The sequence below is a fragment of the Aliiroseovarius sp. F47248L genome, assembly GCF_023016085.1.
Lineage (GTDB): Bacteria > Pseudomonadota > Alphaproteobacteria > Rhodobacterales > Rhodobacteraceae > Aliiroseovarius.
Genome location: NZ_JALKBF010000001.1, coordinates 2,261,776 through 2,276,797 on the forward strand (window position 1 = coordinate 2,261,776; position 15,022 = coordinate 2,276,797).

A 15,022-nucleotide genomic window follows, 5' to 3' on the forward strand; every position below is an offset into this window, starting at 1 on the left:
CGGCATATGATTTGCCGACCCATTGCGTTCGCTGCCCTATGCGCTTTGCAGCGGCTTGACCTCGATCTCGCGCTCAGATCGCGCTTTCATGGCGCGCGACGCGGCGTGGCTGGCGGCAAGTGTGGTGAAGTACGGAATCTTGTCCATCAACGCGACATTGCGCATTTCTCGGCTGTCGTTCACCGACTGGGTGCCTTCGGTCGAGTTCAGAACCAACTGAACTTCGCCATCCTTCATGCGGTCGATGATGTTGCGCCCCGGTTCATAGTTCTTGGCGACGGTCTCGGTATCGATCCCGTTGTTCGACAAGAACGACGCGGTGCCACGGGTGGCCAGAATAGTAAAACCCTGATCCTTCAACATCTTGGCGGTTTCGACCAGAAGATCAGTCTTGTCACCATCCTTGATCGACAAAAACACGTTGCCGTCGGTCGGCAGTATGGTCCCTGCCCCAAGTTGGGCTTTGAGGAACGCCATGGCGAAATCCTTGTCTGCGCCCATCACCTCGCCGGTCGAACGCATTTCGGGGCCAAGCAAAGTGTCCACACCGGGGAATCGGGCGAAAGGCAGCACGGCCTCTTTCACGGCAAAGCTGTTAATCTCTGGATCAACCAGATCAAAGGCATCCAGCTTTTCACCAGCCATGACACGCGCAGCGATCGACGCGATGGGCGACAGAACAGCCTTGGCTACGAAAGGCACGGTACGTGAAGCCCGTGGGTTCACCTCGATCAGATAGATTTCGTTGTCTTTGACGGCGAACTGCACGTTCATCAGACCCACAACGTTCAACGCCAATGCCAGCGCATTGGATTGCTCGCGCAAGCTATCAATGATGTCAGGGCTAAGCGAATAAGGTGGTAGCGAACAGGCGCTGTCACCGGAATGAACACCCGCTTCTTCGATGTGTTGCATGATGCCGGCAACATGCACACTTTCACCGTCGCACAACGCATCCACATCGACTTCAACGGCGCCGGACAGATAGCTGTCCAAAAGGACAGGGCTATCACCTGATACAACCACGGCTTCGGCGATGTAACGCTCTAACTGCGCCAAATCGCGCACGATTTCCATCGCGCGCCCACCCAATACGTAGGACGGGCGGATCACCAACGGAAAGCCGATTTCCTCGGCGATTGCCAGCGCCTCTGCGTCGGTCGAGGCAATACCATTTTTAGGCTGTTTCAACCCCAATTGGTTCACCAATGCCTGAAACCGCTCGCGATCCTCGGCCAGGTCAATAGCGTCAGGCGTGGTGCCAAGGATCGGAATGCCTTCCGCCTCAAGAGCGTTCGCCAGCTTCAGGGGTGTCTGGCCGCCGAACTGGACGATCACGCCGTGCAGCGTGCCGTTTTCTTGCTCTTTCGTCAGGATTTCCATCACGTGTTCAAACGTCAGCGGTTCGAAATACAGCCGATCCGAGGTGTCATAGTCGGTCGAAACCGTCTCGGGGTTGCAGTTGATCATGATCGTTTCATAGCCAGCCTCGGTCAGCGCAAAACACGCATGGCAACAGCAATAATCGAATTCAATCCCCTGCCCGATCCGGTTCGGGCCACCGCCCAGAATTACGACCTTCTTGCGATCTGACGGACGCGCCTCGCACTCAACCTCGCCCATCATGGGGGCTTCGTATGTCGAATACATGTAAGGAGTCTGGGCTTCAAATTCCGCCGCACATGTGTCGATACGCTTGAACACTGCGTTCACACCGACCTTGCGACGCGCGTTGCGCACATCACTTTCTTTGAAGCCGGTCAGTTTGGCCAGGCGCGCATCGGTGAACCCCATCATCTTAAGTTTGCGCAGTCCAGCCTCGTCCGACGGCAGACCACTTTCCTTGACTGCGGCTTCGGTTTCAATGATCTCGCGAATGCGAGCAAGGAACCACGGGTCAAAGGCTGTGCAGGCCTGAATATCGGCATCTGACATGCCAAAGCGCATGGCTTGCGCGATTTTAAGTATACGATCTGGGCGCTGTTCAGAAATCGACTTGATGATGGCAGCCTGATCGGGGGCGCCGGGGATGTTGACCTCATCAAATCCAGTCAGGCCGGTCTCCATCGACGCCAGCGCTTTTTGCAGGCTTTCGTGGATCGAGCGGCCGATGGACATAACCTCGCCCACCGATTTCATCGCGGTGGTCAGCTCGGGCTTGGCACCAGAGAATTTCTCGAACGCAAAACGCGGGATCTTGGTGACGACATAGTCGATGGTCGGCTCGAACGAGGCGGGCGTGACCTTGGTGATGTCATTGTCCAGCTCGTCCAGCGTGTAACCCACGGCCAGTTTCGCGGCAATCTTGGCGATCGGAAAGCCGGTGGCTTTGGACGCAAGAGCTGACGACCGCGACACGCGCGGATTCATCTCGATCACGACCATGCGGCCATCTTCCGGGTTTACCGCCCATTGCACGTTCGATCCACCGGTTTCCACGCCGATCTCGCGCAGCACGTTGATCGAGTGGGTGCGCATCAACTGATATTCCTTGTCGGTCAATGTCAGCGCCGGCGCGACGGTGATCGAATCCCCCGTATGCACGCCCATCGGGTCCACGTTTTCGATGGAACAGACGATGATAGCGTTGTCGGCGGTGTCGCGCACCACCTCCATCTCGAACTCTTTCCAACCCAGCAGGCTTTCGTCGATCAGAATCTGACTGACGGGCGAAGCGTCCAGACCCGTGCGGCAGTAATGCTCGTATTCCTCGCGGTTATACGCCACGCCACCACCGGTGCCACCAAGCGTAAACGCGGGGCGGATGATCGCGGGCAGACCGACATAATCAATCGCGTCCAGACATTCCTGCATGGTATTGGCGATGGTGGCTTTAGGGTTTTCAATGCCAAGACGATCCATGGCTTCGCGAAACAGCTTGCGATCCTCGGCCATCTCGATGGCATCTCGTTTCGCGCCAATCAGTTCCACATCGTATTTGGCAAGCACGCCCAGATCGTCCAGTTTCAACGCGGTGTTCAGACCAGTCTGCCCACCCATTGTGGGCAACAGCGCGTCCGGGCGTTCCTTTTCGATGATCTTCGCGACAACTTCTGCTGTGATCGGCTCGATGTAAGTGGCGTCTGCCATATCCGGGTCCGTCATAATCGTCGCCGGATTCGAATTGACCAGGATGACCCGATACCCTTCCTCACGCAGCGCTTTACATGCCTGAGCTCCGGAATAATCGAATTCGCAAGCCTGCCCGATAATGATGGGCCCCGCGCCGATGATCATGATTGAGTTGATATCGGTTCTTTTAGGCATGATGACCCCCATCGGCAGACTGGATCGCGGTCGGGATTCTCACCCGCGCGCAAATTGTCGTGGGTTATAGAGATAGAACGGGAAGGCGCAAGGGGACGATGGATCGAAAGTAAGGAAAGTGATGCAATTGATCTCTTCAAACCTCAGTACGGAATTGCATACAACCCAACACTAAAATATGGACAGATCAATCAGATTTGAGAGTTGATAAGAGAGATGACGATTAATCAGTTTCTTCGGTTTGGCATAGGCTATCTACTTATCGCGATTCTCATAGCGTTCTTAGTGCGAGACAATGCCGCTGAAGCCGTTAGTGAAAAAGTAAGGATTATTATCAGCGCGATACCCATGCTGTTGTTTATCGCTTTTACACTTGTGAGTATGGGCCTGGTGGGAAGTGCGATCTATCAGACCAAGACTCCGAAAGAAACAATTGTACATGCGCTACTAGCGTCAATTGGAACAGCGTGCTTTCAGGCTGGCTTCTTGGTAATAAAAACTTCTCTGCCATTTGTGTTACCTTTCTTTGCCGATCCCACGTTCGTGAAAATTGACAAAGTATTACATTTGGGAGCAGACCCTTGGGTGATTTCACATAGTTGGGGTCAACACCTCCCATTGGAGTGGTTGGCGGGTATTTATCTTCACGGTTGGTTGACCATCGCCATCATCCTACCAATTGCCTTGGCAACTCTGGACAGCGACGAAGCTCGTGTGAAACGTATTTTGATATTGTATGCATCCGCGTGGATCATCATAGGAAACCTACTTGCATTGGCCGGACTTTCAGTCGGCCCCATCTTCTTTGACCGCTTCTACGGAGGTGATTACTTCGCTGATTTGCCTGGGTCGTTCTTGCCAATCGGACCCAACATGCAAGTCATTCGCAATGCACAAGAAAGCCTATGGATTCTATACACTCATTTTGGTCAATCACAGGGCACTGGAATCTCGGCATTTCCTAGCGTCCATGTATCAGTCGCCACACTGGTTGGGATCTATCTTTACGAACGCTCTGCCTATCTGCTTCCCTTCGCAGTTATCTGGGTCGCCGCGATCCTGTATATGTCCGTCTACACAGGCTATCACTATGCCATAGATGGCTATGCTTCGATCGCATTCATCGTGGGTTTGTGGCTTTATTTACGCCGTCGCGACAAGAAGGCTGCCCGGTACAGCTGAATAGTGCCCATCGCGCCCTTGACTTTACCTGCCAAGGCAGGTGTATCGGCGCGATACATATGAACCGCTCGACGGGGGCACCCATGCACGCTTTTCGCAGCCACACTTGCGCTGAACTGAACAAATCGAATGTAGGCGACACGGTTCGCCTTTCTGGTTGGGTCCATCGGGTCCGCGACCACGGCGGTATCCTGTTCATCGACCTGCGCGACCATTATGGCATCACGCAAGTTCTGTGCGACCCCGACAGCCCCGTCTTTGCCGAGATGGAGAAGGTGCGGTCGGAATGGTGCATCCGTATTGACGGCAACGTGAAAGCCCGCGACGCCGACCTTGTGAACGACAAGATTCCCACCGGTGAAATCGAAGTCTTCGTTCGCGACCTTGAAGTTTTGGGGGCGTCAGAAGAGCTGCCGTTGATGGTGTTTGGCGATCAGGAATACCCGGAAGAAACGCGGCTGAAATACCGCTTCCTTGATCTGCGACGCGAGGTGATGCAGGAAAACATGAAGCTGCGCTCGGACGTCGTCGCCTCGATGCGCAAGCGGATGTGGGATCAGGATTTCCGCGAGTATCAAACGCCGATCATCACGGCCTCCAGCCCTGAAGGCGCACGTGATTTTCTTGTGCCATCGCGCCTGCACCCTGGTAAATTTTATGCGCTGCCTCAAGCCCCCCAGCAGTTCAAACAGCTGATGATGGTTGCCGGTTTCGATAAATACTTCCAGATCGCGCCGTGTTTCCGCGACGAAGACCCGCGCGCCGACCGGTCGCCCACAGACTTTTACCAGTTGGACATGGAGATGTCCTTCGTCACCCAACAAGACGTGTTCGAAACGATCGAACCTGTGCTGCGTGGTGTGTTTGAAGAGTTTGGCGGCGGGCGCAAGGTCGATCAGGAATGGCCGCACATCTCCTACAAAGACGCGGCGCTATGGTATGGCACCGACAAGCCGGACCTGCGCAACCCGATCAAAATGCAAATTGTGTCTGACCATTTCCGCGGCTCGGGCTTTGCGATCTTCGCGAAATTGCTGGAGCAGGACGGCACCGAGATCCGCGCCATTCCTGCCCCCACAGGTGGAAGCCGCAAGTTCTGTGACCGGATGAACAAATTCGCGCAGGAACAGGGTCTGCCCGGCATGGGCTATATTTTCTGGCGCGAGAAAACGGCAGATGCAGTGGCGCAAGAGCTTGGGATCAGCGTTAAAGAAGCTCAGGCCAAACTGAAGTCGGGTGAAGTGGAGGGCGGCATGGAAGCCGCTGGACCGCTAGCCAAGAATATCGGTCCGGAACGCACCGAGGCAATCCGCCAGCAGCTTAGTTTGAATATCGGGGATGCCGCGTTCTTCCTTGGCGGCAAGCCAAAAGCGTTCGAAGGCGTTGCCGGGCGTGCCCGCACCGTGATCGGCGAAGAGTTGGGACTGACCGACAAAGACCGTTTTGCTTTCGCATGGATCGTCGATTTTCCGATCTTCCAGATGGACGACGAAACCGGAAAGCTGGATTTCGACCACAACCCATTCTCGATGCCGCAAGGCGGGATGGAGGCGCTGGAAGGTGATCCATTGGCCGTTCGCGGGTATCAGTACGATTTGGCCTGCAATGGCTATGAACTGGTGTCGGGCGCGATTCGGAACCACAAGCCCGAAATCATGTTCAAAGCCTTTGAACTGGCAGGCTATGGCGAGGACGAAGTGCGGAAGCGTTTCGGCGGCATGGTCAATGCCTTCCAATATGGCGCGCCCCCGCACGGAGGTTGTGCTGCGGGTGTGGACCGCATCGTGATGCTCTTGGCTGATCAGGACAATATCCGCGAAGTGATGATGTTCCCAATGAACCAACGCGCCGAAGATCTTATGATGAACGCGCCCAGCGAGCCGCAGAATGAACAGCTGCGAGAGCTTCATCTGCGGGTTATTCGGCAAGAGTGATCTGCGCGGGCAACTTGGTGCTCTAGGAAACGAGAAAGGGTGCGTGTGTTATCACGCACCCTTATTTTTCAGCGGCAGCTCGCTGAAAAAGCACTCTTCTCAAACAACCGTTTACCGGACGGGTTTCGATTATATCATCTGTTGCGTCGTCTTTCCGACATAATGTCAGGCGACAGTCAGCACCAGCGCTGTGGCCAACATGGCCGCGCCAGAAACCAAAACTGTCCAGTCAATCACAGCATTGCCGAACTCTTCATCAGCGAAACGTTTAATCAGGCTTTTCATAATACAACCCTCGTCTTAACACTCTGTTCACCCCGTCTAATGTTTTTTGACATCAGAATCGGGCGGAAATGAGGTCTCCAGCGGCCAATTTCGTGCATCGCAAGGGTATTTTCGGGGCAGAAACGCGGTGCCGCTACGTCACCTTCTGGGACTGAATGGATCAAGTCAAATCCATAGCCTAGAGCACGTGCCGATGTGCCAGACGGTCCTGCACAAGGCTTTGTACGCGTGCCAGATCCGCAACCGTCCCACGTCCAGCTGCGCGAGCCTGTGCCAACCCAACGGCGGCTGCCTCTAACGAGTTATCATGGGCACTTCGCGCTATACCCCCCAGAAACTGGGCAATATAGTCCTGCATAGGACCATCAACGCTGTCCCGCATCAATGTAGCGGCGTGACAAAGATCATCTTGAAACGCGAGCTCGTCCGGCGCGATGACGTCTTGCGGCAGAGCACGCGGCGCGATCGGACCCTCAGCGGGTGGCAGCACGTTCAAGATGGTTTGCTGAAAGACAGCGAGGCTTTCGACCGGTTTCGCAAGGAACCCGTCAGCACCGGCTTTGATTGCCTGCTCACGGGTTGTTTCATCACCACTCATCCCCAACAGCACGGGAACTCGCGGTGGATGCGACACCAGTTGCGCGATCAGATCCGCCCCGCATCCATCCGGCAACCCCATGTCGACGATCACGATCGAGGGACGATAGACCCGTAGATGCCGATGTGCAGCGCGCAGACTGTCAGCGCGTCGAATACGCGCGCCAGATCGCAGGCTCAAAAGACGTATCGCCTCAGATGCAAATCGGCTGTCTTCGACCACGAGTACGGTCAAGCCTTGCAAGGGTCGGTCGGATGTTGGGGGGTGTCCCAACATGAATTGTTCCAGATCATCGCTCATCAGCCTACTCCTTTCTAGGGATCAGCCTGCGCCAGAACTGCCTAACAACCGGTTAAGCCTGCAAACGCGGCGTCGATTTCTTTATATGCGGCACTGCAGCACTTGCCCGGCCGCGCCAAGCCCGGCATAAGCAACCCCAGACGACAGAGGGAGAGATTTGATGATTGGACGCCTGAACCACGTGGCCATCGCAGTGCCGGACCTTGAGGCCGCTTCGGCACAGTATCGCGAAACGCTGGGGGCTGAAGTTGGCGCGCCGCAGGACGAGCCGGACCACGGTGTCACCGTTGTATTCATCACTCTTCCCAACACCAAGATCGAACTGCTTTACCCACTGGGTGAAAACTCGCCCATTGCGGGGTTTCTGGAAAAGAACCCAGCAGGCGGCATCCACCACATCTGTTACGAGGTCGATGACATCCTCGCCGCCCGCGACAAGCTACAAGCGGCCGGTGCACGTGTGCTGGGCACCGGAGAACCCAAGATCGGCGCACATGGCAAGCCCGTCCTATTCCTGCACCCCAAGGACTTCAACGGCACGCTGGTCGAGCTGGAACAAGTCTGATGTCCATCACCGCCGCAATCGTTCTGTATGTGGTCATTTGGTTTGTGACCATGTTCGTGGTCCTGCCCATCGGCCTGCGCACCCAAGGAGACGAGGGCGAGGTTGTGCGCGGCACACATGCAGGCGCACCCGCCAATTTCAAACTGGCGCGCACCATGATCATTGTCACGATCATCGGCACAGTGGTTTGGGCGATCGTCGCTGGAATCATCGTATCGGGCTGGATTTCGGTCGAAGATATCGACTGGTTCAACAGGCTGGACGACGCAAACTAGCGTTATCAACCAAGCGTTACAGGGCTGCGACCTTCCGGCGTCAGCAACCAAACCTCTCGCCCTTCGATCACAACTGCGGACAAGGCTTTACTGTGTCCAGCGCCGGTGTCGATATTTACCCGATTTCCGTAATGCGTCACAACGTCCACCGGCGTGTGACCATGAACGATCAACGGGCCGTGATTGACGGTGGAGGCATGAAATTCGCCACGAATCCAGCACAAATCATCCTCGGACTGGGCCTCAAGCGTAATGCCGGGGCGAATGCCTGCATGAACAAAGCACAGATCGCCAAAGCGATACATCGCAGGCAGGTTTTCCAGAAAGTGGCGATGCGTATCAGGAACTGCAGCCCGCGCCTTGGGATGCAGCTGATAGGTGCGGATGCCATCAGGCACCTCGATCCCATAACTGCCCAAAGTCTGGACCCCGCCGATGCCGGGATGCAGCCAGTTGTAGTCAATCAAAAGCTGTGTATCGACCATGGGGTAGTCACGCAGAAACATCTCCATCATTCGGTCATGGTTGCCCTTCAAGACCACCCAGTTTTTACCCTGTGCCTGGCTATTGATAAGATACTCGATCACGCCCGCGCTGTTGGGGCCGCGATCGACAAGGTCTCCGATATGAACGACGGGGGCGTTATCATCACCGACAGCCACGCGGTCCGCTTCGATCAACGCATGCGCAGCCTGAAGCAGATCAAGCTGCCCATGAATGTCTCCAATCGCATAGGCGCGCATTTGCCCCTCCTGTTCGCGCTGAACATGGACCACCGAACCAGAAATGAAAAGCCCCGACACATGGCCGGGGCTTTGTGTATCTATTCGCTGTTAAAGGTCGAATGCCAGCGGTTTGACCGCCTGGAACATTCCGGTCGCAATAAGGCTTTGCAACGCCTTCTGCGGAATCGCTTCGTCCAGATAGAGCAGGGCAATCGCATCCCCGCCCGTATCTTTCCGACCCAAAGTAAAGTTGGCGATATTCACGCCCTGCTCGCCCATCGTCGCCCCCAACGTACCGATGATTCCCGGCATATCGTTGTTGGTTGTGTAAAGCATATGGCTGCCGATCTCGGCGTCGATATTGATGCCTTTGATCTGGATAAAACGTGGCTTGCCATCCGAGAATACCGTACCCGCGATAGAGCGTTCGCGCTTTTCCGTCACAACGGTTAGTTTGATGTAACCGTCAAACGAGCCACCCTTGGCCTGCGTGGTGGTCGATGTCTTGATGCCTCGATCAGCGGCGACGACCGGAGCCGACACCATATTTACATCCGGCAGAACCGGCTTCATCAAACCCGACAACACAGCACAGTCCAGCGCCTTCAGGTTCATCTCAGATGCGACACCGTCATAAAGAATGTTCACAGCTTTAATCGGACCCTCAGTCATCTGCCCGACAAACGCCCCAAGGTGTTCTGCTAGTTTGATCCACGGCCCCATAACCTTGGCCTCTTCAGCAGTGACCGACGGCATGTTCAGCGCGTTTTGCACGGCGCCGGTGAGCAGGTAGTCCGACATTTGCTCGGCCACCTGAAGCGCCACGTTTTCCTGCGCTTCCGTCGTCGCCGCGCCCAAATGCGGAGTGCACACGACATTGGGCAAGCCAAACAGAGGGTTTTCGGTCGCGGGTTCTTCGGCAAACACGTCAAAGGCAGCCCCTGCAACATGACCCGATTTCAGAAGTTCTGCCAAAGCCTCTTCGTCCACCAGACCACCGCGGGCGCAGTTAATGATCCGAACGCCTTTCTTGGTTTTCTCAAGGTTCACGCGGCTCAGAATGTTACGAGTCTGTTCAATCAGGGGCACGTGCAACGTGATGAAATCCGCGCGTTTCAGAAGCTCGTCCAGCTCGACCTTTTCGACGCCCATCTTGTCGGCTTTCTCTTCCGATAGGAATGGATCGAAAGCGATGACTTTCATTTTCAGGCCCAACGCCCGGTCGCAAACGATGCCGCCAATGTTGCCGGCACCGATGACGCCCAGCGTCTTACTGGTGAGCTCAACCCCCATAAACTTGGATTTCTCCCACTTACCCGCATGGGTCGATGCAGAGGCTTCGGGGATCTGGCGCGCCACAGCAAACATCATCGCAATCGCATGTTCGGCGGTTGTGATCATGTTGCCAAACGGCGTGTTCATCACGATTACGCCTTTCTTCGAGGCTGCAACCTTGTCCACATTGTCGGTGCCAATCCCAGCGCGTCCAACGACTTTCAGGTTGGTAGCGGCCTCGAGAAGTTTGTCGGTCACTTTTGTGGCTGAACGGATTGCAAGGCCATCATAGTCGCCGATCTTGGCAAGAAGTGCGTCCTTGTCCTTGCCCAATGCGGGTTCGAAATCAACGTCAATGCCACGATCACGGAAGATCTGAACGGCGGTTTCAGAAAGACTGTCGGATACGAGTACTTTAGGGGCCATTTGCCTGGTCCTTTTCACAAAGATGTAGGGGGAAGCCCTGCGCGCAATCGCGCAGGGTGCAAACTTATTGTGTGGCAATCTCGGCGTTGAACGCCCAATCAAGCCACGGCATCAAGGCCTCGACATCTGACGTCTCGACCGTGCCACCACACCAGATCCGCAGACCCGCCGGAGCATCACGATAGGCGCCGATATCCAGCGCTACGCCCTCGACTTCCAACCGCTTAGCAACCGCTTTGGCAAAGGCCGCGCCGTCCTTGATCCGATCATCGGTAAACTTCAGACAGACAGACGTGTTCGACAGCGTGGCCGGGTCATGCGCCAAAAAGTCGATCCAGTCGCGCAATTCGACAAAATCGGCAATAGCCTTGGTGTTGGCATCCGCACGATGAATCAAGCCCTCAAGCCCGCCCACTGAGCGCGCCCAATCCAGCGCGAACAGATAATCCTCGACCGCAAGCATCGACGGCGTGTTGATCGTCGCGCCCTCGAAGATACCGCCGATCAGCTTGCCACCTTTGGTCAGGCGAAAGATTTTCGGCAGCGGCCATGCGGGGGTGTAGCTTTCCAGACGTTCAACCGCGCGCGGCGACAGGATCAGGATGCCATGAGCCGCCTCGCCGCCCAGCACTTTCTGCCAACTAAACGTGGTCACATCCAGTTTGTCCCACGGCAGGTCCATTGCAAAGGCAGCCGAGGTCGCGTCGCAAATGGTCAGCCCTTCGCGCCCCGCAGGAATCCAGTCACCATTCGGCACGCGCACGCCCGAGGTCGTTCCGTTCCAGGTGAAAACAACGTCATTGGTGAAATCAACCGACGCCAGATCAGGCAGCTCGCCGTAATCGGCGGTCCTGGTCACCGCATCCAGCTTTAGCTGCTTGGTCACATCCGTAACCCAACCGGCGCCAAAGCTCTCCCATGCCAGCACTTCGACCCCACGCGCGCCCAGAAGCGACCACATCGCCATCTCGACCGCGCCGGTGTCCGATGCGGGAACGATGCCGATCTTGTAGTCTGTCGGAATGCCCAACACCTCGCGCGTGCCTTCGATCGCCGCTTTCAGCTTGTCTTTGCCAATGGCGGCGCGGTGCGAACGGCCAAGCGCGGCGTCCGACAAAGCATCCAAGGTCCATGTGGGGGGTTTGGCGCAGGGGCCAGAAGAAAAACGCGGATTTGCCGGCCGCGTTGCCGGTTGTGCAATATCAATCATGATACCCTTCCAGATATGAGCCCCTCGTTGGGGAGGGGTGTCCCACTGATCGAACTAAGACGGGAATCGTGCTGGCACAAGTCGGAAAATGTCGCTATAGCCGCGCCGAGCGTCGGAAAGTGACGCCAATTGTCTACGATCGGAAACTTCCGCATGTACATCGCCACCCTTCTGACGGCCCCGTCGCAACCCCACCTTGACGCCACACTTGTTGAAAGCCTGCGCAACGCGTGGGGCGGCGGAGATGCGGAGTGGTTGTCACCGGACGAAGCGGCCGATTTTCCCTTGCGCCAAAAACCCTCCAACCTCCGGGACGTATGGGCGGACCTGCAAACTCTGGGCGTCGATCTGGTCGTCCAGCCGATGGAAGGGCGGCGCAAGCGGATGCTTTTGGCGGACATGGATTCAACCATGATCCAACAGGAATGCATCGATGAACTCGCGGACGAAGCCGGCGTTGGCGATCGGGTCAAAGACATCACAGCGCGTGCCATGAATGGCGAACTGGACTTCGAAGGCGCGTTGATCGAACGGGTGGGTCTGCTGAAAGACCTGCCCGATGCGGTCATCGCCAAGGTGCTGGATACACGCATCACTCTGATGCCCGGCGGGCGCGAGTTGCTAGGCACAATGAAAGCGAGCGGCGCTTACGCCGCGTTGGTGTCAGGTGGATTTACCGCATTCACTGACCATGTAGCAGATCGTCTTGGATTCGACGAAAACCGTGCCAACAAGCTGCTTATCGAAGATGGCAAACTGACCGGCAAGGTTGCCTTTCCCATACTGGGGCGCGACGCAAAAGTGGCAGCGCTGGAAGAAATCTCGGCCCGACTGGGCCTGTTGCATGAAGAGGTCATGGCGGTTGGCGACGGCGCGAATGATCTGGGTATGCTGGATCTGGCAGGCGCGGGTGTGGCCCTGCACGCAAAGCCAACGGTGGCTGCACAATGTGACATCCGTATCAACCATGGTGACCTGACAGCACTTTTGTACATCCAAGGTTACTCTAAGACCGAGTTTTCGGGTGTTTGACCTGACAACCGAAATCACGGTGCTGCTGCTAACTGCCGCTTTTGTTGCAGGATTTGTCGATGCAATCGCGGGTGGTGGCGGATTGATCACCTTGCCCGCCTTGCTGCTGGCAGGCGTACCACCCGTTACGGCGCTGGCCACCAACAAGGTGCAAGGCCTGTTCGGGGCAGGAATGGCGGCCATCACATATGCCCGCGCCGGGCATGTAAATCTGCAACGGCAACTGAAATCTGCGGCCCTGTCTTTTGTCGCGGCCCTTTTTGGGGCTCTGTCCGTCAACGCGCTACCCACCGACTTGATCCGCTGGATCTTGCCGGTCCTTTTGGTCGCCATTGCTCTCTTTTTCGCGCTGAAACCGGGACTGGACGATACCGACCGCCACCAAAGACTGTCCCCTGCCGTTTTTTCTCTGACTTTTGTGCCACTGATCGGTTTCTATGACGGCTTGCTAGGCCCCGGAACCGGCGCATTTTTCATGCTGGCCTTCGTTGCCATGGCAGGTCATGGCATCCTTCGCGCCACGGCTCACACCAAGCTTCTGAATTTTGCTTCGAATGTCGGCGGGTTGGCGGGGTTCCTGATCGTGCTGTCACCGCTTTGGGCCATAGGGTTGGCAATGGGTGCCGCCCAAATCGCTGGGGCCTATCTTGGCTCCAACCTCGCCTCGCGAAATGGTGCCCGGCTGATCAAACCGCTGTTGGTCATTGCCTCGACCGCCATGGCCTTGAAACTGATCACAGATCTGCTCTGATCAAAGTTTCTTCTGGCCTAAAATATCCTGGGGTGTATGCGCATACGCGCAGAGGAGCAACGCCCCTTACGACTTCAACAATGCCTCAGATGGTCGTATCTCACCCGTGTCCTGCCCCGCACGGTTTTTCACCGCCGGGTTCATCCGCTTCTTCACCATCGGATCGTTCACATCCAATACGCCCAACCTCACCAGGATGGTCGCAATCGCGCATTCCGACGCACGTGTCGCCCCATCCGAGATCTTCAGCGCCACGCCAAGCTCCTGCTCGGGCAAGATCGCGACAAAGAACGCCTCTGCCCCGGTTTTCAGCGCAACCTTGCCTTTCGCGGCGCGCATCAACTCGGTGCACGCGCGGGTTTCACCCGCCACCAGGTCCGGGTGCAACATCATCGCCTCGCGCAGTCGGACCGCCGCCCGCTGACGCGTGTCACCGCCGGGCTTAGCCCCGGCAAACGCCCCCATGGCGCGGCCCATGCCCGCCAGGGTCGCGGCGAAATTCGGGGCTGAACAACCATCAATACCAAAGCCGGGGCTTGTTTCCCCCGTTATCTCTTCGAATGCGACCTTGACCGTCCGTTGCACCGGATGATCCAGATCGACATAGTCCGCCCCGGCCTCCAGATGACGGCTGAGTGTTAGAAAACCCGCATGTTTGCCCGAGCAATTGTTGTGAATCCGGCACGGGCTGGCATCGGCCTTGATCAGGTCGGTCCTAGCGTCGCGATCGTCGGGCATCTGCGGGCCGCACAACAGATCGTCATTTCCCAACCCCATATCGGCAAGCCATCGTGTCACGCGCGTTGTGTGGATCGCCGCACCCTGATGGCTGGCGCAGGATAACGCGAGTTGCTCGGTCGATAGCCCAGCCGCATCCGCCGCTCCGCTTTCCACCAGCGGCAGTGCCTGCAACATCTTGGCCGAGGATCGCGGCAGGATCACTTGGTCGGGATCGCCCCAGCCGTCGACAATCTCGCCCTTGGCATTGCAAATCACCGCATGGCCATGATGTTGGCTTTCAAGGATATCTCCGCGCCAAACCTCGACAAGACGCTCTGACTGACCCATTGGTTGCTCCTTTCCAAACGAAACGCGCGAAAAACCGCCGCAGGGGCTTTTATTACGCGTTCGTTTCGCGCTAAACTCTCGGAACAGACTTGGAAACGACCCAAGCGCAACAGTCAAGGGCCGCGTCAG

The 15,022-nt window shown here is 56.6% G+C and carries 12 protein-coding genes; 6 read left to right on the forward strand and 6 right to left on the reverse strand.

Annotated elements, in window-relative coordinates; genetic code table 11:
* Positions 1–36: 36 nt before the first annotated feature.
* Positions 37–3,267, reverse strand: a complete 3,231-nt coding sequence (gene carB, locus MWU51_RS11275) for a carbamoyl-phosphate synthase large subunit (RefSeq protein WP_247037260.1) — start codon at positions 3,265–3,267, stop codon at positions 37–39.
* A gap of 216 nt (positions 3,268–3,483) precedes the next feature.
* Between carB and MWU51_RS11280 the strand changes: the two genes are divergently transcribed.
* Positions 3,484–4,449 carry a phosphatase PAP2 family protein gene (locus MWU51_RS11280; protein WP_247037263.1) on the forward strand — a complete coding sequence of 322 codons (966 nt, stop codon included), beginning with the start codon at positions 3,484–3,486 and terminating at the stop codon, positions 4,447–4,449.
* Between the two features lie 83 nt (positions 4,450–4,532).
* Positions 4,533–6,383 (forward strand): aspartate--tRNA ligase, encoded by a 1,851-nt coding sequence (gene aspS, locus MWU51_RS11285; protein WP_247037264.1) that lies wholly within the window; start codon positions 4,533–4,535, stop codon positions 6,381–6,383.
* 463 nt (positions 6,384–6,846) lie between these two features.
* Here the strand turns inward: aspS and MWU51_RS11290 are convergent, their stop codons facing one another.
* Complete coding sequence (locus MWU51_RS11290) at positions 6,847–7,566, reverse strand: response regulator (RefSeq protein WP_247037267.1); 720 nt, start codon at positions 7,564–7,566, stop codon at positions 6,847–6,849.
* Between the two features lie 160 nt (positions 7,567–7,726).
* On the opposite strand from MWU51_RS11290, the gene mce reads away from it, so the two are divergent.
* A complete protein-coding gene (mce, locus tag MWU51_RS11295; RefSeq protein WP_247037269.1) occupies positions 7,727–8,131 on the forward strand; it encodes a methylmalonyl-CoA epimerase in 405 nt (134 codons plus the stop codon).
* On the forward strand, positions 8,131–8,406 hold the full coding sequence (locus MWU51_RS11300) for a DUF1467 family protein (protein WP_247037271.1): 276 nt from the start codon (positions 8,131–8,133) through the stop codon (positions 8,404–8,406). Before mce ends, MWU51_RS11300 begins: the two co-directional genes overlap by 1 nt.
* Before the next feature lie 5 nt (positions 8,407–8,411).
* On the opposite strand, the gene MWU51_RS11305 is transcribed toward MWU51_RS11300, so the two are convergent.
* From MWU51_RS11305 to MWU51_RS11315, 3 genes are all read right to left on the reverse strand, one after another.
* Entirely contained in the window at positions 8,412–9,149 is a 738-nt protein-coding gene (locus MWU51_RS11305; protein WP_247037273.1) for a metallophosphoesterase, read from the reverse strand.
* A gap of 90 nt (positions 9,150–9,239) precedes the next feature.
* Entirely contained in the window at positions 9,240–10,832 is a 1,593-nt protein-coding gene (serA, locus tag MWU51_RS11310) for a phosphoglycerate dehydrogenase (RefSeq protein ID WP_247037274.1), read from the reverse strand.
* Positions 10,833–10,896: 64 nt separating this feature from the next.
* Complete coding sequence (locus MWU51_RS11315; protein WP_247038826.1) at positions 10,897–12,039, reverse strand: phosphoserine transaminase; 1,143 nt, start codon at positions 12,037–12,039, stop codon at positions 10,897–10,899.
* Between the two features lie 156 nt (positions 12,040–12,195).
* Between MWU51_RS11315 and serB the strand changes: the two genes are divergently transcribed.
* Both serB and MWU51_RS11325 read left to right on the forward strand, forming a co-directional pair.
* Positions 12,196–13,074, forward strand: a complete 879-nt coding sequence (serB, locus tag MWU51_RS11320) for a phosphoserine phosphatase SerB (RefSeq protein WP_247037276.1) — start codon at positions 12,196–12,198, stop codon at positions 13,072–13,074.
* Positions 13,067–13,825, forward strand: a complete 759-nt coding sequence (locus MWU51_RS11325) for a TSUP family transporter (protein WP_247037278.1) — start codon at positions 13,067–13,069, stop codon at positions 13,823–13,825. The genes serB and MWU51_RS11325 overlap by 8 nt, the downstream gene beginning before the upstream one ends.
* Before the next feature lie 66 nt (positions 13,826–13,891).
* Here the strand turns inward: MWU51_RS11325 and MWU51_RS11330 are convergent, their stop codons facing one another.
* Positions 13,892–14,893 carry an asparaginase gene (locus MWU51_RS11330; RefSeq protein ID WP_247037280.1) on the reverse strand — a complete coding sequence of 334 codons (1,002 nt, stop codon included), beginning with the start codon at positions 14,891–14,893 and terminating at the stop codon, positions 13,892–13,894.
* Positions 14,894–15,022 lie beyond the last annotated feature (129 nt).